This window comes from Paludisphaera borealis (assembly GCF_001956985.1).
Lineage (GTDB): Bacteria > Planctomycetota > Planctomycetia > Isosphaerales > Isosphaeraceae > Paludisphaera > Paludisphaera borealis.
Genome location: NZ_CP019082.1, coordinates 7,076,355 through 7,094,901, shown reverse-complemented (window position 1 = coordinate 7,094,901; position 18,547 = coordinate 7,076,355). Strand labels below are relative to the sequence as shown.

15 protein-coding genes are annotated in these 18,547 nt (G+C 66.6%); 10 read left to right on the top strand and 5 right to left on the bottom strand.

All coding sequences use genetic code 11. The features are described 5' to 3' along the window. Position 1 precedes the first annotated feature (1 nt). Together BSF38_RS27470 and BSF38_RS27465 are read left to right on the top strand one after the other, a co-directional pair. Positions 2-2,038, top strand: coding sequence for a S9 family peptidase (locus BSF38_RS27470; protein WP_237170642.1), 2,037 nt, complete (start codon positions 2-4; stop codon positions 2,036-2,038). Between the two features lie 173 nt (positions 2,039-2,211). Then, positions 2,212-2,424 carry a hypothetical protein gene (locus tag BSF38_RS27465; protein ID WP_145952356.1) on the top strand — a complete coding sequence of 71 codons (213 nt, stop codon included), beginning with the start codon at positions 2,212-2,214 and terminating at the stop codon, positions 2,422-2,424. Between the two features lie 100 nt (positions 2,425-2,524). Here BSF38_RS27465 and BSF38_RS27460 read toward each other — a convergent pair whose 3' ends face one another. Beyond that, positions 2,525-3,469 carry a PEP-CTERM sorting domain-containing protein gene (locus tag BSF38_RS27460; protein ID WP_168189475.1) on the bottom strand — a complete coding sequence of 315 codons (945 nt, stop codon included), beginning with the start codon at positions 3,467-3,469 and terminating at the stop codon, positions 2,525-2,527. Between the two features lie 235 nt (positions 3,470-3,704). Here BSF38_RS27460 and BSF38_RS27455 point away from each other — a divergent pair, with 235 nt between their 5' ends. The 5 genes from BSF38_RS27455 (at position 3,705) to BSF38_RS27435 (ending at position 7,787) form a co-directional block, all read left to right on the top strand. Further along, positions 3,705-4,529 (top strand): helix-turn-helix transcriptional regulator, encoded by an 825-nt coding sequence (locus BSF38_RS27455; RefSeq protein ID WP_076350214.1) that lies wholly within the window; start codon positions 3,705-3,707, stop codon positions 4,527-4,529. A 198-nt stretch (positions 4,530-4,727) separates the two neighbouring features. Then, positions 4,728-5,129: a hypothetical protein gene (locus BSF38_RS27450; RefSeq protein ID WP_076350213.1), complete on the top strand. Its 402-nt coding sequence runs from the start codon at positions 4,728-4,730 to the stop codon at positions 5,127-5,129. 20 nt (positions 5,130-5,149) lie between these two features. Next, complete coding sequence (locus BSF38_RS27445) at positions 5,150-5,536, top strand: DUF983 domain-containing protein (RefSeq protein WP_076350212.1); 387 nt, start codon at positions 5,150-5,152, stop codon at positions 5,534-5,536. A 6-nt stretch (positions 5,537-5,542) separates the two neighbouring features. Continuing rightward, entirely contained in the window at positions 5,543-7,195 is a 1,653-nt protein-coding gene (locus BSF38_RS27440; RefSeq protein WP_076350211.1) for a formate--tetrahydrofolate ligase, read from the top strand. Between the two features lie 202 nt (positions 7,196-7,397). Continuing rightward, on the top strand, positions 7,398-7,787 hold the full coding sequence (locus tag BSF38_RS27435; RefSeq protein WP_076350210.1) for a hypothetical protein: 390 nt from the start codon (positions 7,398-7,400) through the stop codon (positions 7,785-7,787). Positions 7,788-7,824: 37 nt separating this feature from the next. Here the strand turns inward: BSF38_RS27435 and BSF38_RS27430 are convergent, their stop codons facing one another. The 3 genes from BSF38_RS27430 to BSF38_RS27420 form a co-directional block, all read right to left on the bottom strand. Beyond that, positions 7,825-9,780, bottom strand: coding sequence for a redoxin domain-containing protein (locus BSF38_RS27430; RefSeq protein WP_083713603.1), 1,956 nt, complete (start codon positions 9,778-9,780; stop codon positions 7,825-7,827). Positions 9,781-10,038: 258 nt separating this feature from the next. Then, positions 10,039-10,833: a SirB1 family protein gene (locus BSF38_RS27425; protein ID WP_237170640.1), complete on the bottom strand. Its 795-nt coding sequence runs from the start codon at positions 10,831-10,833 to the stop codon at positions 10,039-10,041. Positions 10,834-10,889: 56 nt separating this feature from the next. Then, a complete protein-coding gene (locus BSF38_RS27420) occupies positions 10,890-11,819 on the bottom strand; it encodes a DMT family transporter (RefSeq protein WP_076350208.1) in 930 nt (309 codons plus the stop codon). Between the two features lie 243 nt (positions 11,820-12,062). Here BSF38_RS27420 and BSF38_RS27415 point away from each other — a divergent pair, with 243 nt between their 5' ends. The 3 genes from BSF38_RS27415 to BSF38_RS27405 are packed head-to-tail and all read left to right on the top strand — an operon-like array spanning position 12,063 to position 17,397. Next, the gene (locus BSF38_RS27415) at positions 12,063-13,778 is read left to right on the top strand and encodes a M28 family metallopeptidase (RefSeq protein ID WP_076350207.1); all 1,716 of its coding nucleotides are present in this window, start codon (positions 12,063-12,065) and stop codon (positions 13,776-13,778) included. Between the two features lie 40 nt (positions 13,779-13,818). Continuing rightward, positions 13,819-15,690 carry an ArnT family glycosyltransferase gene (locus BSF38_RS27410; protein ID WP_076350206.1) on the top strand — a complete coding sequence of 624 codons (1,872 nt, stop codon included), beginning with the start codon at positions 13,819-13,821 and terminating at the stop codon, positions 15,688-15,690. A gap of 12 nt (positions 15,691-15,702) precedes the next feature. Then, positions 15,703-17,397, top strand: a complete 1,695-nt coding sequence (locus tag BSF38_RS27405; protein WP_076350205.1) for an ArnT family glycosyltransferase — start codon at positions 15,703-15,705, stop codon at positions 17,395-17,397. Here BSF38_RS27405 and BSF38_RS27400 read toward each other — a convergent pair. After that, on the bottom strand, positions 17,387-18,544 hold the full coding sequence (locus BSF38_RS27400) for a glycosyltransferase family 4 protein (RefSeq protein WP_076350204.1): 1,158 nt from the start codon (positions 18,542-18,544) through the stop codon (positions 17,387-17,389). The two genes, BSF38_RS27405 and BSF38_RS27400, sit on opposite strands and share 11 nt — an antisense overlap. Positions 18,545-18,547 lie beyond the last annotated feature (3 nt).

The window sequence follows — 18,547 nt, the reverse complement described above, 5'->3', positions numbered from 1 at the left end:
CGTGAAACGCTGGATGACAGGAGCACTCTTCGTGGTTTCGATCGCCGCTAGCGCCAGTCTTGAGGCGGCCGACCGGCCGATGACGGTCGACGACCTGCTGTCCGTGAAGGCGGTCGGCGACCCTCAGCTCGCGCCCGACGGCCGTTCGATCGTCTACGTCGTCTCCGAGCTGGACCGCTCGACCGACAAGACGAACAGCAGCCTCTGGCTGGTTTCCTCGGACGGCGGCGAGCCCAAGCGGCTGACGACCGCGACGGGCGTGAACAACCACCCGCGCTGGAGCCCCGACGGCAAGAGCGTCGCGTTCGTCTCCAGCCGGAGCGGGTCGTCGCAGGTCTGGCTCCTGCCGATCGACGGCGGCGAGGCCCGCCAGGTCACCAAGCTGCCGATCGACGTCAACGGTCCGATCTGGTCGCCCAAGGGGGACAAGATCGCCTTCGCCGCCGAGGTCTACCCGGGCAAGACCCCCGAGGAGACCGCCGCGAAGGACAAGGAGAAGGAAGCCGAGAAGAGCAAGGTTCGCACCTACGATCACCTGATGATCCGTCACTGGAACGCCTGGAACGAGGGCAAGAAGAGCCACCTGTTCGTCGCCGACGTCGCCACCGGCCAGGCCGTCGACCTGACGCCCAAGCTCGAAGTGAACACCCCCCCGGCCCCGTTCGGCGGATCGGGCGACTACGCCTGGGCGCACGACGGCGCCAGCCTCGCGTTCGTCGCCGAGCCGCTTAAGGATGCCGCCTGGTCCACGAACACCGACATCTGGACCGTCCCCGCAACGGGAGGCGAGGCGAAGAACCTGACCGAGTCGAATCCCGCGGCCGACGGCCAGCCGTCGTATTCGCCCGACGGCAAGCACCTCGCTTATGTGTCGCAGTCGAAGCCCGGCTTCGAGTCGGACCTCTGGGGCCTCCGCGTTCGGAATCTCGAAACGGGCGAGACGATCGACGTCAGCTCGCATCTCGACCGACCGGTCCAGGAGTTCGCGTGGAAGACGGCCGACACCCTCGCCGCCGTCATCGACGACCACGGGACCGAGCCGATCGTGACCCTTCGCGTCCCCAAGAGCGCCGAGGCGCCCGAGCGGCTGGCGACCGGCGGCGTCAACACGTCGATCTCGATGGGGCCGGGAGGCAAGAGCATCGCCTTCCTCCACCACGCGGCCGATCGGCCGGCCGAGGTCCACGTGTTGAAGGAAGGCTCTCCGAAGCCGACCGTCCTGACCTCGCACAACGCCCCCCTGCTCGCGCAGGTTTCGCTCTCGCCGCTGGAGTCGTTCACGTTCGACGGGGCCGACGGCGACAAGGTCCAGGGTTGGCTGCTCAAGCCGCCGGGCTTCGATCCCCAGAAGAAGTATCCGGTCCTCTTCCTGATCCACGGCGGCCCGCAAGGCGCCTGGCACGACGAATGGCACGGGCGGTGGAACTACTCGCTGTTCGCCGCGCCCGGTTACGCGGTGGTGGCGATCAACCCCCGTGGGTCGACCGGGTTCGGTCAGAAGTTCACCGACCAGATCAGCCTCGACTGGACGGGCAAAGTCTACGACGACCTCATGAAGGGGCTTGACCACGCGCTTGAGGCGTACCCGTTCCTCGACAAGACGAAGATCGCGGCGGCCGGCGGGTCGTACGGCGGGTTCATGGTCAACTGGATCTGCGGCCACACCGACCGCTTCAAGGCGCTCGTCAGCCACGCCGGGGTCTTCGACCTGGTGAGCATGTACGGGACGACCGAGGAACTGTGGTTCCCCGACTGGGAGTACGGCGGACCGCCCTGGGAGAAATTCGAGCACTACCGCGAGCGCTCGCCCAGCTTCTTCGCCGGCCAGTTCAAGACGCCGACCCTGGTGATCCACGGCGCACTCGACTTTCGCGTCCCCGACGCCCAGGGACTCGGCATGTTCACCAGCCTCCAGCGCCGGGGCGTCCCCAGCCGTTACGTCTGGTTCCCCGACGAGGGCCACTGGATCGCCAAGCCGCCCAATCGCATCGTCTGGTGGCGTGAGATTCACGACTGGCTCGCGAAGTATTTGAAATAACAGCGCGGCGGTCGTGGGAGGACTCGGATCGGCGTCATGGCGGGAGTCCGATCCGAGGCTATTCGGCCGGTCAGAAGAAGAAGTCGCTCTCTGTTCGGCGCTCATCCCGGAAGGCCGTCCAGTACGTACGAGCAAGAATCGACATGGCACTTATCGGAAAGATCGCGATCAGAATGACGACCGACGCATCGGGCCTCAAGAGGGGCACTATGGATGCGTCGGCGAGCATCGGGGCGCTAGGCGACAAGATCAATCAGACGTCGTCGCTCAGCCGTGGCGTATGGGCGGCGGCGGTCGACGGGGCCGGCGCGCTGGCGGTCGGCAAGATGGTGGCGCAAGCGTCCGATCTCGCCGAGGAGATCGGGGCGATATTAGGGATCCGATAGCAACGGAGCAAAAAACAACGATCTTCGCCCTGACGGGTGCTTACCGGGCCACCCAACGCTCCGCGACCCAGGTTGTTCCAACCTGGGCCGCCCGCCTACATCATCGCCGAGTTTCCCGGGGCTTCCGTCCGCGACGCAGGAAGCAACAGAATCCGAGGGCGCCAGTGCCGCACAGGACGAGGCTCGACGGCTCGGGAACGGTCGCCAGGTTCGGAGAGGAGATCCCCGAATCGAAGGTGATGCCGACGCCCAAGGACTCGGGGGTCACGTTGCCCACGTCCGGGAGGGTGACGGAGACGAACTGAAATGGGTCCCAGGCATGAAGGTCGGCGCCGAGGGGGCCCGAGCTGGCCCGACCGCCGGTCTGAGCGCCCAGGTTGACGCTGAAGTAAACTCCACCCGTCCCCAAGTATCCCGTGCCCGGACCTCCCACACCAAAGAGAATTGGGATGTCGATGTGTGTCCACCCATCGAAGGCAGCCGCCCCACCGGAAAATGAATCCCACCCACTATGAACCAGCCCGTTCCCGGTGCGATTCACATATGCAGCACTGGTTGTCATCCAGGATACGTCGTAGCTCGATCCCGCCAGGTTCAGCCCAACACTCGATCCCCCCCCGCCGAGAGAATCGCCTGAGCGGAAAACCTCCCCTTGCGCGCGGAAGTTGAGTCGGATCGTGTTACCGACGATGTCCGGGTGGTAGGTGCTCAGGAAGAGAAGGTCTTCCCACGACGCATTTGCCGAGGCGCCTCCCTCGACATCGAGACCCACGAATTTGTAATTGGCTTCGACGCGAAGGCTGAACCCATGGGAGGAGCCTTCCGCTGTCGCCGAACTGGAAGTGCCGACGATCGAACCCGAAGAGTACCCGCCCCCGTTGTCCGAGGCGGAGGAAGTGGCGCTAAACTGGCCCGAATCCATGTCGTCCGAGACCGACCCGGGATGATGCCCGGCCGTGGCGCGTGTGGAGGCGTGGTTTTCGATGAAACCCGCCCGGGCGGATGGGCCGGCCACGGCGATCGCCGCCAGGGCGATCCGGCACACCAGTCCCCGGATCGGCCCGCCCGCGGCGGGAGTGGAGATTCTTCGACGCAACATCCTCGTGCCTCTCCCTTCTGTGCGCGACGGCGAGGGTTCGCCCGTGCGGGTGACCTACTCTTGTGTGCGGCACGGCGCTCCGTGCGGCCTGAAGGGAGCTTACAGTTTCTCTCCGCGCCGGCCATTCCCTAGAATCAGGGAGTCGCCGTGAGAATCGACTGGCAAAAGAGGTCTTCTTCCGATGGCGAAGTCCGCGCGCATCAGGGCTGAGGATTGCAGGGCGATCTCGGGGCTCCTCGGCGACTGCCGCGACCTGGGGGACGACCGCCACGCCTGGCGCGAGCACGCCCTGTCGGGCCTGGCGCGCCTGATCGACGCCGAACTCGGCATCCTCGGCGAGATGGCGGGCTGCCGCTCCGGTAGGCCGCGCGACCTGGGGACGGTCACCCTCGGCTGGCAGGCCGGCTTCGTCCCGCGTCGCGCGTTCGACGCCCACTTCGAGGCTTTCAACCGCGAGCCCGACACCTACATGCCGACCATGGTCGAGGGCTTCCGATACTTCGATCCCGCCGAGGGCTTTTGCCTGCGCCGGACCGACCTCCGGGCCGACCGCCCGTGGTACACCTCGGCCGAGTACCAGAGGACCATGACCTCTTTCGGCGCGGACCACATCCTGTGGTGCTTCCGCCCGATCCCGCACGCGTCGGATAACAACTTCGGATTGGTCATCTTCCGTGGCAGGAGGCGTCGCGACTTCGACGCCCGCGAACTCCGGCTGGTGCGCGAGACGGCCGCGGTGCTCGCACCGCTAGTCGGCGGTCCGCTGGCGCGGTTCACCGACCCGTCGCCGCGCGACCTGCCGCCCCGCGCGCGGCAGGTCCTGGCCTGCCTGCTCGAGGGCGACGGCGACAAGCAGGCCGCGGCCCGGCTGCGGTTGAGCCCGCACACCGTGAATCAGTACGTCAAGTTGATCTTCCGGCATTTCGGCGTATCCAGCCGCACGGAGCTGCTGGCCCGCTGGATCCGACGGGGTTGGGGGAGCCGGTTCTCCTGGCTGGAAGGCTGACTCGAGACCGCTCCGAGGCATCCCCCGAGCCCGCCGGCGGATCCGGCCCGGCACCCAGACACGGCCAGGATTGGCTTCACGGCGATCAGGGCAAGCGGATATGACCATCCTTGCCGCGGAATCGGTCCACACCCAAGCGAAACGGAACAAGGGATCAGCTCGAAGTTCGCTCTCGCTTGCCTCGCGTCACGATTCACCGTGCGAGCCGACGCCGTCGGGTTCACGAACATTTGCACGGCGGGTGTGTTCGCGATTTCGCTATTCCGCCACGGCGGCTTGTATTTACTCGGATATCACCCTCCATTGAGCCTGCCGGGGCGCTTCATGACCGGGAGGTGGATCATCCCCGCCTACGACGTCGTCTTCGTAGCCCCGGGCATTATGATTCTGGCCTCTGCGACCGCCGCGATCGGCTTCGCGAATTGGAACGTTCCCATCGAAATCTCCGGCCCGATCATCTCGGCTTTGGTAGCATTCATCGCCTGGCAGACTCCACCCGGCCTGAATCGATGGCGGTTGACGGACGAACATCGCATAGTCCATCTCGGTGCCTCGACGGTCGAGCTGACCGGCGTCGGGTCGTCAAAGCCGTCGTCTTGAATTCCTGATTTCGAGGTGCCATGAAGTACCGCTTCTCCCCGTCGGTAATGGTTAGCCGCGGCTGCCCCCAGTGCGGACACGCGATGTTCCGTTCGCCGCTCTCGATGTACGACGACTGCCCGGGGTGCGGGCTCGACTTCGACCGCGGCGATCCGGGGTACTTCACCGGGGCGATGTACGTGAGCTACGGGGCCGGCATCCCGATCATCGCGCTGCTGACGTTGATCTTGCATTTGCTGATCCCGAGTTGGTCTTTGTTTCGCCTCGTGTTGCTGGCATGGGGACTGTGCTTGCCGTTCGTTCCCTGGATCTGGCAATATTCACGGGTAATCTGGGTTCATTTCGATCAGTGGATCGACCCCTTGCGGGACGACCGCGGGGAAACTCATTCGTTGACTGAGGATTAGACCGCAATGGCTGGAACCAATGGAGGCGGCTTGCGACCAATCGTCGACGTGGCCCGCGACCTCGACATCGCACCCGAGTTCCTGGAGCCCTACGGGCGCGACCAGGCCAAGGTGCACCTCGACGCCTTGACCGCGAGCGGGCGGCCGGCGGGCAAGCTGATCCTGGTCTCGGCGATCACGCCGACCCCGGCCGGCGAGGGCAAGACGACGACGTCGATCGGCCTGGCCCAGGGGATGTGGAGGATCGGCCGGCGAGCGGCCCTGGCCTTGCGCCAGCCTTCGATGGGGCCGGTCTTCGGCCGTAAGGGAGGGGCGACCGGAGGCGGCCTCAGCAAGGTCGAGCCGTCGAACAAAATCAACCTCCAGTTCACCGGCGACTTCCACGCGATCACCGCCGCGAACAACCTGCTGTCCGCCGCCATCGACAACCGCCTTTACTTCCGCGACCTCGATCTCGACCCGACCCGCATCCTCTGGAAGCGGGCGCTCGACATGAACGACCGGTCGTTGCGGAAGATCGTCATCGGCCTCGGCGGCCACTCCCAGGGCGTCCCGCGAGAAAGCGGGTTCGACATCACGGCGGCCAGCGAGGTGATGGCGATCCTCTGCCTCTCCGAGTCGCTCGCCGACCTCCGCCAGCGGATCGACCGCATCCTCGTGGGCTTCGGCGGCGACGGCTCGTCCGTGCTGGCCGGCCGGCTCGGCGTGACGGGGGCGATGACGGCGATCCTCAAGGAGGCGATCCTCCCCAACCTCGTCCAGACGACCGAGTCGACGCCCGCGTTCGTCCACGGCGGCCCGTTCGCGAACATCGCCCACGGTTGCAATTCGGTCCTGGCGACCCGCATGGCGCTCGCGTCCGCCGACTACGCGGTGACCGAGGCCGGCTTCGCCTTCGACCTCGGCGGCGAGAAGTTCTTCGACCTGAAGTGCCGCTCGGCGGGCCTCAACCCGGCGGCCGTGGTCATCGTCGCCACCATCCGCGCCCTCAAGATGCACGGCGGCGTGGCCCTCTCGGAGATCACCAAGCCCGATCCGGCGGCCGTCGAGCGCGGGCTGGTGAACCTGGCGGCCCATCTCGACAGCGCCGCGAACTTCGGCAAGCCGACCCTCGTGGCGATCAACCAGTTCGCGGCCGATACGCCCGAAGAGCTGGAACTGGTCCACGCCTTCTGCAAGTCGCGGAACGTCCCTTGCTCGACGGCCAACGTCTTCGGTAAGGGAGGAGCGGGAACGACCGACCTGGCCGAGAAGGTCGTCGCCGCCGCGTCCGTCCCAGAAACCCCTTTTCAGGCGCTCTACCCGCTCGACTGGCCGGCCGAACGCAAGATCGAGCGGATCGCCAAGGCGATGTACGGCGCGGCGGGCGTCGTCATCCAGCAGGCCGCCGAACAGAAGCTCCGCAAGGCGACCCAGCTCGGCTACGGCCAGTTGCCGATCTGCATGGCCAAGACGCAGGACTCGCTCTCCGACAATCCCAAGCTGCGAGGCCGACCGCAGGGCTTCACCCTCAACGTCCGCGACGTCGAGATCGCCGCCGGCGCGGGCTTCCTCGTCGCCCTGACCGGCGAGATCATGCGGATGCCCGGTCTGCCCCTGCGTCCCGCCGCCGAGCGGATCGACGTCGACGCCGAGGGAAACATCATCGGCCTGACCTGAGTGTGGCCGGAGGACGACGTCCGCCAGCGGGCGGGCTTGATTTCCCGCACGCCGCGATGCAGACTGAGTGACAGCACCCGGATCCCGCCGCCGAACCGCGGCGGACCCGGCCTGTCCCAGACGACAACTTCACAACGACAATTCGATCCAGGGTCCCAACCGGCTTCGCCGCGACGGCAGCGGCGCGCGAGGAATCTCAACGATGACGTCGATCCGTGCACGAAAGAGTCGCATCGCCTTGGTGCTGTGCCTGCTCGTCAGCTTCTCGTGGCTGGGATGCGGCCCGGCCGCCGATCCCACGGCGCCGCCGCCGATCCAGGCGGAGGATAAGGAGAAGCTCGCCGCCGCCCTGCCTCCGGGAGTGACCCTCGAATCCTCCATCGAGCCCAACGTGATGCTCGGGGCGAACTCGAAAACCGTCGGCGAGGCGCTCGCTTCACTTCACGCCTACGTCAAGGACAACAAGATCTACGACGGCGGCATGAGCAAGGTGATTCTGTTCAAGACGGGCAAGGACGACTCCAAGTCGAAGCCCGCCAAGAGCTCGAAGACGAAAGAAGAATCCACCACGATCGTTGTGACAGGCGGCTGAAGCCGAACGATCGATCGCCGCGACCCGCCGACGCTCGTCAGCGGCGGACGGCGGGCTTGGCTCCGATGGCGACCGCGGACGCGGCGGGTTCGCGGTCCAGGTTCTTCGCGATGTAGCTGTCGATCTTGGCCAACGTCGCGGCGGTCGCGCCTTCCTGGCGGCAGAGAATCCGACCGTCGCGATCGAGCAAGATCATCGTGGGATAGACGCGGATCTGGAACGCGTCCTGAACCTGGCAAGTACCGTCCATGGCGGTGGTCAGCACCGTGTAGTTGATGTCCAGCTTCTTGGCCACCTTGGACACGATCGCCGCGCGCTCGTTCGCCGGCTTCTGCTCGCAAGCGACGCCCACGACTTGTAGGCGCTTGCCGCCCAGCGTCGACTGAAGCTCCTTCAGGTGCGGAATCGACGTAAGGCACTTGTCGCACCAGGTTCCCCAGAAATCGAGCAAGATCAGGTCGGCGTCGAGGCTGCGGATCGAGACCATGCGCCCGCTGACGTCGGGGAGGGCGAAGTCGATGAGCCGCTGCTCGCTGGCGTCGAACTCGCAGAACGGGCTGTTCTTGCTCTGAGGAAGGAGCGACGGCGCCAGCGACTTCCGACCAAACGAGCGCGGCGCCGCCGTGAGCGAGGCGTCCCCCTCGGTCCGCCGCGCCGGGCGGTTCACGGACGTCTCGACGGGCTGGATTCTCGCCGCCGTCGTCGCCACGCTACGAGCGGCGGTCTTCTCGATGGCCTCGTCGAGTGGAATCGCCCCCGCCTGGAGCGCAAGTTCCGACCATGTCGGCCGCTTCGCCTGGAAGGCCTGGGGATCGCCGTCCTCGGGCGCGTCGGGGACCTCGACCGAGCGAGGCCGCGGGCGCTGTCTGGAACGCGCGGGAGACGCCGTCTTGGGCGGGGCCGCGTCGGGTTCGTCGAGCAAGAGCGGAGCGAAGGCCTGCGACCGGACCGTGCGACTGCCTTTGTCAAATCCATCGGGCAGCGGTCGCGGAGCGTCGGCGACGGCGCCCGAAGCCTCCTCGTCCGAGATCGAATCGGCCTCGGCGGCCAGCGGCGACTCCTCGGCGACCTGAGACGGCCTCCGGGCTCGCGACCGGGCGGCCGTGCGGACGGGAGGTTGCTCGCGGCGATCGCTGACCTTGTCGACCTCGATCGCCGGCGGCAGCGGATTGATCTCTTCCGATTCCCCGTCGTCTTCGAAGACGGGATCGGCCGGTTTCTCAGCCCGAGGCGGCTTCGACGATCGCGCCCCCGAAGACCAGCCGCGCCGAGGTTCGACGCGATCGAGATCGAGGTCGGGATCAGCGGTCTTCGAGACGCGCGACAGACGCGGTTCGCCGCGGCTCAGCGCGACGGCGGCGTCGGAGGCCGGCGGCGCGAGGTCCTCTCGATTCACCGCAGCCGTATCGTCCCGCGGCTCCTCTTCGTCGTCGATGTCCTCGATCCTGGAGATCGATTTGACGTTCGACCGATCCGGTCGGGCCGCCGAGCGAACGTCGCCGCCGCTACCGATCCCAGCGTCTCGCAGATGCAGGCCGATCCGCACGTTAGTGTCCGGCGCGTCGGCGTCGGCGCGTCCGCTCATCATCCCCTGCTCGCCCTGATACTCGGCGATCACCGTGTAGGCCGAGCCGGGCCGAAGGCCGCCGAGCGTGAAGGCACCCGATCGATCGGTCTTCGCGAAGACCGCCTTACCCCCCGGATCAGCGCCGACCGCCAGGCGCACCATGGCGTTGGAGGCGGGACGCCCCTCTTCGTCGTAAACCCGCCCCGAGATCCGCCCCTTCGCTGTGCGCGGAAGTTCGGGGTCAGCCGTGTCGGCCCGCAACGACCCACCGGGAGCCCCCGCGACGACCGGCAGCGCCTTGTCGCCGACCGAGGCGGTCGTCCTGATGTTGTCGGGCTCCGTCGGGCGCAGGGCTCCAGTCTGAGAGCATCCGCACAATCCCGACATCAGGAGTAGAAGTCCAGGCGTGACTCTCGGGAAGCGCATGGGGTCGAAGCCCTCCTCCTGGATAAAACGGCTGGGCGAGGCGAACTGGGGGATTTGCTGGCAGGGTGATCGTCCTGATCCCCTGGGAGCTTTTGCGCGTCGTGGCCGTTATTCGCAATGGTGTCAATCTTGGCGCGCTCGCCGCCGGCGAGTGCCGTTCTCTCCTTTCAGGTATCGGTCGAGGTCGTCGGGGACTTTACGGTTTCTGATGGGTTCGTCCGCTGGACCGTCGAATTCAGCGTGCGTGGGATCGTGCGTTCAGTTCCAGCGAGCGACGAGCCCCTTGGCGGTGGTCAGCAGATCGCGCACGGTCGGGGAGTCGGACGCCTCGGGGCGCGACCGCAGGTAAGCCGCCAGGGGGTCGATGGCCTCGCTGGGAAGGTCGAGCTGGAGGCAGATCATGCCGAGATCGCGCTGTTCGATGGGATCGTCGCCGGCCATGGCCGCGAGCCGTCGCTGGATCTGGTGGGCGGAGGGATAATCCTCCTCGCCCAGGTAGACGGCCTTGAGATTGCGAAGCATCCGGGCGACGACGACCCGGAACGAGCACGGTGCGATCTGGGCTTCGGAGAGCGTCACCTCGCCGCCGGTAAGCTGCGACAGCCGGCGCTGGCAGGCGTCGAGGTCGAGGATCTCGCCGGCGTGGAACGGATCGATGAAAAGCGGTCGGTCGACGGCGTCGAGGCGAAGCATGAAGTGCGCGGGGAGGTTCGCGGCCGACAGTCCGACGCCCAGCCGATCGGCGAGCGACCAGTAAAGGACAGACAGGCTGATCGGGATGCCCGTCTTGCGGTCGACGACTTCGTTGAGGTAGCTGTTCCGGGGATCGAAGTAGTTTTCCTGGTTCCCCGTGTACCCTTCCTCGATGAACAGCACCCAGTTGATCTGGCGGAGCGTCTTGAGCGTGGGCGCGTCGGGTCGGCAACGCTCGCGGATTCGCTGGGCGAGTCGGTCGATGTGCTCGACGTAGGCGTCGATGCGCAGGTCGGGGTAGGCGTCGCGCGCGATCTCCAGCGCCACGCGGTCGAGGCTCGGCCGAGGCTCGTTTCGCAAGACCCGTTCAAATTCTGGACTGGGGGGAAACGTGGACCGCACATCCCTTCTCCGTGTCAGGACGCCAGCGATCGTTCGCGGAGGCCGGCGTCGTGGGATGGGCTGTTCCGTTCCGACCGTCGAGCCGCCCGAAGCGTGATCCAGGCGGTCGGTGCAAGCACCATCACGAATCCCAGCAGCGTCGTAATGGTCAGTTGCCGGGTTTGCAGGATCAGGTCGTAGCCTAACCCGAACACGACCTGGGTCAAGCTGAGTACGGAAATCCGCGCCGGGGGGCCGGAGGCGAACGCCTTGGTCAGGAGCACCTGGCCGAACGTGCCGCAGAGACCGACGCCCACGAGCAAGAACACGGACGCGCGGTCGAGCGACGCCGCGACCGCGTCCGGCCTTCCGAAAACGAGCAAGCCGGCCAGAACGAGGCTCGCCAGCCCCGAGAAGTGGGCGACCACTGCGCGGGCGTCGACCTCGCGCAGCCGATGCAGGCCCATCATCGCCACGGCCGTCGCGAACGAAGCCAGAAGCGCGACGAGTACCGCCTTCCCGTCGCCGGTTCCCGACAGATAGGGCGTCTGGATGAAGACGACTCCGAGAACGGCGCAGACGACGCAGGCGAGATCGGCCCCCCATCCCGCCCTGCCCCCTCGTCGGCCCGAGGTCAAGACGATCCAGAGCGGGTACGTGTTCGTGAGGGTCAGGGCGTCGGCGATCGGCAGATGCGTCAGGGCGTAAAACGTGCAGACCAGGCTGATCGTCCCCGCGATGCTGCGCATCCAGAGCGTCCGCGGCGTCCAGAGGACCAGCCGCGCGCCGCCGCTCCACGCCAGTGCGACCGAGAAAGCGAACGTGCAGACGATCCGAAGGAAAGCGACCAGCATCCAATCGCAATGAGCGCCCACCGCATGGGCCAGCGCCCCCATCGTCGCAAAGCAGAACGCCGCTGAAATCATCCAGACCGCGGGCAAGAGGCTTCTGATGCGGATACCCATCCGTCCCATTGAGATCGTCGGAGCCAGGCGCCCAGGTCGTTACGGACGGGTTCCTCTCCGGTTGAATTCAACCAACATCCAGTCTATCGAAATCCTAGCCGCGTGAGACCGCGAGCCGATCGCGCGAGGCGGTCACGAGCCTGTCGCACGATCGGCCGAGGGAGCGTATCATGGGCCTTTTGCGACATCACGCCGGCTGAGACCGCAAACACTTTGGCGTTCGGGCGAGGAGCGAGACACCCCATGAGATTCCGTTTTCGTGGCGGGCCGGCGTTCGGGCTGGCCTCCTGCCTGGTCGCGGTCGCAGGCGCGTCCGCAATCGCAATCGCGGCCGACGAGCGTCTCAAGCCGGCGGTCGAGGCGATCCAGTCGGATGCGATCCTCAAGCACATTCAGGCGCTGTCGTCCGATGACTTCGAAGGCCGCGGTCCCGGCACGCCTGGCGAGGAAAAGACGGCCGCCTACCTCACCGAGCAGTTCAAGGCGCTGGGCCTGAAACCGGGAAACCCCGACGGCACGTTCGTCCAGAACGTCCCGCTGGTCGGATTTCAAGCCACGGCGGTCCACGCCTCGTTCCAGACGCCTGGAGGCCCGATTCCGCTCGAATTCCCCAAGAACTTCGTGGCGCTGTCGCGGAGGCTGGCGCAGGAGGTCAAGGTCCAGAATTCGGACGTGGTCTTCGTCGGATACGGCGTGGTCGCGCCCGAGTACGGTTGGGACGACTACAAAGGGGTGGACGTCCGCGGCAAGACCCTGATCATGCTCGTCAACGACCCAGCCGTCCCCGATCCCAAGACGCCAGGCGAGCTCGACCCCGCCGTGTTCAAGGGACGGGCGATGACCTACTACGGGCGCTGGACGTACAAGTACGAGATCGCCGCCGAGAAAGGTGCCGCCGCCGCGATCCTGATCCACGAGGAAGGGCCGGCCGGCTATCCGTTCTCGGTCGTCCAAGGGAGTTGGAGCCGCGAGAATTTCGACATCGCCGAGCCCCCCAAGGAAGGCTCGCCCCAGCGCCCCGCCGTCGAGGGTTGGATCGACCTGGAAACCGCGACCAAGCTCTTGCAGGCGGGCGGTCAGGATTTCGCGGCGCTCAAGAAAGCCGCCGTCGACCGCGCGTTCCGCCCCGTCTCGTTGAACACCAAGGCCGAGTTCGCGGTCAACACCACGATGCGTCAGGTCCAGTCGCGCAACCTCGTCGCCCGGCTCGAAGGCGCGGACCCGACCCGGCGCGACGAGCACGTGGTTTACACGGCCCACTGGGACCACCTGGGACGCGACCCCAAGCTCGCCGGCGATCAGATCTACAACGGCGCGATCGATAATGCGTCGGGCGTGGCGACGGTCCTCGAAATCGCGCGCGGGTTCACCCGGATCAATCCCCCTCCCAAGCGGTCGCTCCTCTTCCTGCTGGTCACCGCCGAGGAGAAAGGGCTGCTGGGCTCGAAGTACTACGCGGCTCATCCGCTGTACCCGCTCGAACGCACGCTGGCCGACGTCAACATCGACGGCGTCAACGCCTGGGGACGCGCGCAGGACATCATCAGCATCGGGATGGGGCAGTCGAACCTCGACGATCTCTTGATCGAGGTCGCCAAGACGCAGAACCGCGTGGTCAAGCCCGACGCCGAGCCCGAGAAGGGATACTATTACCGCTCCGACCACTTCGAGTTCGCCAAGCGAGGCGTCCCCGCGCTCGATCCCGAAGGGGGCCGCGACCTGATCGGCAAGCCCGCCGGTTACGGCAAGCAGAAGCAGGACGAGTACACCGAGAAGGACTACCACAAGGTCAGCGACCAGATCAAACCCGACTGGGACCTGTCCGGCGCGGTCGAGGACGCGCGGCTGCTGCTCGAAGTCGGCTATCGAGTCGCCGAAGGGGACGCCTTCCCCGAGTGGAAGTCCGACAGCGAATTCCGGGCCCGCCGCGAGGCCATGCTCAAGGCTTACAAGCCATGACGACCGGTTCGAACACGGGCGGCCGGAGGCGGCGGAGCTGATGGACCGCACACAAACGCGATGGCTGGTTCTCGCCCTCGGGCTGACCGCCGTGATCGCCGCCGGCGCCTGGGCCGACTGGGCTTTCGGCTGGGTCACGCCGGCCTTCGACTTCGTCGCGCACCAGTTCTATGAAATCCCCATGCTGGGACGGATTCGCCGGCCCTCGCAGCTCGTCCTCGTGCGCTGGCATCTGGGAATCTGGGCCGCGATGGCGGCGGGCGGGCTGATGCTCGCGCCGTGGCTCGGGCGGCACGCGCGGATCGCGCTCACGATCTTCTGGATCGGTTACGCGATCCGAGCGACGGCCTGGATCTGCGGGGGGAACGTCCCGCTCGTTCCGGGCGACAGCAGTCATTACATCGAGGTCGCCACGTCGGTCTATCGCGGCCAGGGGCCGGTCAAGCACTACGTCGAGAGTTTCTTCAACGACTACCCGCGCATCCGCCTGAACCAGGGCGTGCTCGACGACTGGGCGACGCCGCTCGACGCCTACGTTCGAGCCGCGACGTTCCGACTGACCGGCGTCGCGCCCGGCGCGTCGATCGACGCCACGATAGCCGCCGCCAAGGGGTGCAGCTTCCTCATCAACTTGCTGGCGCTGCCGGCCCTTTACGGGTTCGCTCGAAGACGCTTCGGTCCGGTCGTGGGACTGACGTCGATGGCGGTGCTCGCCGTGCTTCCGGTGCACGCGATCTACGCCGGGTTCGTGCTGCGCGAGAGCCTCGTCGCGTTGACGTCGATCCTGGCCGTCTGGACGATCGTCGAAGTCTGGAACAGCAACGGCCGATGGGCCTCCGTCGCCTGGACGCTGCTGGCCGGGCTTTGTGGAGGCCTGTCGATCCTGGCGCGCAACACCGGACTGGCGCTCGTCGCGGCCTCGGGTCTCAACGCCCTGGTTCGCCTCCGGCGCCGGCCGCTGCTCCTGGTGCTCTGGGGAGTTCTCGTCGCTCTCACGATCCTCCCCTGGGCGGTCGCGACCACGCGCGAGTACGGCAGGCCGTTCTATGCGTATACCAGCCTGTTCGAATACAACTTCTCGTGGACGGTCCACCACTTCGACCGGGGCAACACCCGGCCCGAGCAGTTCTACACCTGGGCCAACGCCCCCGAGATCGTCCGGACGAAGATCAAGTCGCTGATCATCATCGCCGTCTATTCGACGATGATCGTCGGCTTGCCGCTGGCGGCCGGCTACCTTTACCGACTGCGCAAGGGCGATCGGGACGCCCCGGGGCGGGACCTCGACGTCTTGACGGCGACGATCTTCGTCGTCTTCGTCGCCGCCACGATCAAGAGCGTCGCCGACGTGACCCAGGTGGCGCAGCTCGGCCGTTACTACCTGCCGGTGTACGTCGTGATGATCCCGACGGCCGTCGCGGGCGTGATCCAGTGGCTTGAGAAGCTGCGCATCGATCGTCGGGCGTTCGGTTGGCTGGCCGCGTCATACGTCGCATTGGTCTGGGCCGATCCGACGTGGGCCTACGATGCATCGTGGTTCTCACATCCCTACCAGTTGCACTGGCCGGCGCTTCGCGAGGCCGGCGAGTGGATCAAGGAGCATCCCGAGCGCGTGCCGCCCGACGCCCGCGTCATGACCTGGTTCCCCTGGGAAATCCGCGTGACGAGTGACCGAACCACGGTGCTGATGCCTCGCAACTACAGCGCCGCCCGGATCGACGAGGTCGTCCGCCAGTACAACGTGACGCACATCCTCTGGGGCTCGTTCGACGCGCAGGAACACGTCGATCCCGAGACGTGGGGGCCCTATCTCGAACAGGTCCGGACCGCGCTCGGGCTGACCACGGCCAAGGAGCTGCATCGGTCGCCTCGCGAGATGTTCTACCCGGTCCGGCTCTATCGACTCCGTTAGGAAACCATTTCGATGCGCTGGTCGTTTCTGGTCCTGGTCGCGATCCTGGTTTTCGACGTATGGTATCGCGCCCACACGTTCGCGCCGACCGTCGTCGAGGCCACTGGAGTGAACCTGTGGCCGGCGACCGTCGGGCCGTCGGAGCCGCTCGACTGCGACGAGGCGATCTACGCGCACATGGGCCGCCGACTGCTCGCGGGCGACGTCCTCTATCGCGATTTGACCGAGAACAAGCCACCGCTCGGCTACTGGCTGTACGCGACGCCGATCGCGCTGTTCGGTTACAACGAGCTGGCCATCCGCCTGTTCCCGATCCCCTACGTCCTGGGAACGATCGCCCTGCTCTGGTGGATCGGTCTGAAGCTCTCGGGGCCGGCGGCCGGTTGTATCGCCGCCGCAGTGTACGCGATCGTGAGCACCGATCCGTATCTGTACGGCAACGGATCGAACCTCGAACATCAGATGAACTTCTTCTCCGTCGCCTCGCTGGCCTTGATCCTCCTCGGCTGGACCAGGAAGACGCTCTGGCCTCTCGCCCTGGCCGGAGTCTGCCTCGGCGCCGCGACGCTCGTCAAACAGGTCGCCGTCTTGCCGATCATCGTCTACGGCGCGGCGGTCCTCGCGATTCCGACGAAGAGCCGGGCGAAAGACCTGGCGGCTCTGACGTTCGGGCTCGGGCTGGTTCTGCTGCTCGCGGCGGCGGTTTTGATCGCTCAGGGCGCGGGCGTATCGGCGTATGACGATATCTTCCGGTTCGGCCGGGCGATGGCGACTGACACGTTGCCCGAGCCGGGCGCCCCTTCGGCCTGGGTCCGCTGGCTCACCGGCAACGCCGACCCGACGGGCAAGCTCCCCTGGCCGTTCGGCAACACCAACTATCTCGTCTGGTGGGCGACCGGAAGCTGGCCGCTCTGGCTAGCAGCGGCACCTTGCATCGCCCATCTGGCGCTCGGCCCGAACGGCTCGGCCGGACGCAAGCTGGTCGCCGCCTGGACGGTCGCGGCCGGGGTTCAAGTCGTCCTTCCGGGCCTCTACTGGGCGCACTACTACCTGCTGCCGACGCCCGGGATCGCCGTCGCCGCCGCCGTGACCCTGACCGATTGCCTCGCCGCTGTTCGCAAACGGTTCCGGTTCGCCGACCTCGGGGGCGTCGTCGTCGTACTCGCCGCGATTCTAGGGACGGCGTTCCTCCAGGTTCGCGATTATTTGCTCTGCCCGCCGCAAGAACTGACGATCCGTTACAAAGGTGGCGGGCAGTGGGTTTTCTTGCGGCGGCTGGGTCTCGAACTAGCGCAGCGCTCGAAGCTCTGGGAGCATCCGACGCTCTACGTCTGGGGCTGGCAGAGCCCCTTGCACTTCTACGGGAAGCTCGACGGCGCCAGCCGGCACCTGTTCGTCGACAACCTGCTCCGCGACCAGGCCGAGCGCGATCATCCCCTGATCAAGCCCCGTGTCGAGGAGATCCTCCGAGACCTTCGCACGCATCCCCCGGCGTTGATATTCGCGGGCTACCCCCCCTTCCCCGCGCTCCGCGCGTTCCTGTTCGAGAATTACATGCCGACTAACCTCCCCGGCACGTTCTTCGAGAAATCACTCCCGTCGACGCAGGCCCAGACTCAGAGCGGGATCGGGCTCTGGGTCGAGAAGTCGAAGTACCGGGCGTTCGAGCAAGCTCACGCTCCTCAGAGCGGCTCGTTCACGTATTGACGGCCAGCCGACGCTCTGCCGCCTGGGCGGCGACTACCCGAAGATAGCCGTTGCGCAGGTCTTCCATGATCGCGCTCCAACTTTGCGACTCGGCGTAAGCTCGTGCGGCGTGTGCCATGCTCGTGCGGCGGGCCGGATCGTCGATGAGTAGGAGGATGGACTCGGCGAAGGTCTCGGGGGACGAGTCCGGCTCGACGAGCAGGCCGGTAGCGCCATCCTTGACGATCTCGCCGACGCCGCCGGCGCGGAGCGCGACGACGGGCATTCCCGAGGCCATCGCTTCGAGCACGACGTTGCCGAACGTCTCGGTCAGGCTCGTGAATGCGAAGACGTCGCCCGCCGCGTAATGGTCGGCGAGGTCGTCGCCGAGGCGATAGCCGGCGAACCTGGCCGAAGGTCCCAGGCGCTCTTGCAGTTCGGCGCGAGACGGTCCGTCGCCTACCAGCAAGAGCCGGACGTTGGGCCGCCGGGCGACGACGATCTCCAGGGCCTTCGCCAGGTAGTCGACGTTCTTCTCGGGGGCGATCCGGCTCACGTAGCTGACCACCGGGTCGTCGGGCCCCCAGCCGAAGGCGGTTCGCAAGTCTGCGCGGCCCGGTCGATCAGGGCGGAAGAACGAGGCGTCGACGCCGCGCGGCCAGAGGGCCAGTCGCTCGAAGCCGAGTTGTTCCAACTGGGCGATCGTGGCCCGGGACGGTACGTACGTCTCGCGCGTCCCGTTGTGGAACCACCGCAGGTAGCGCCAGATCAGGCTCTTGGCCCAGCCAACGCCGTAATGGCCGCTGTATTGATCAAAGTTGGTGTGGAAGCTGGAGACGATCGGGATCTTGCGACGATGCGCGTGGCGAAGCACGCTCAGGCCGAGGAACGCCTCGGTGGCGACGTGGATCACGTCGGGCCGGAAGGCGTCGATCGCGCGATGGACGCGGCCGAAGGGAGGGAGCGGGAGGTGAAGCTCCGGATAGAACGGTAGGTTGACCCCCTTGACCCGGCAGACGTCGCCGCGCTCGACGGCGTCGCCGTAGTCGGGATAGATCAACTGCACGACGTCGCCGCGCTCGGTCAGGCAGCGGGTCAATTCTCCGAGGGTGCGCGACACGCCGTTGACCTGCGGCGCGAAGGTTTCCGTGACGAGGCTCACGCGCATGTT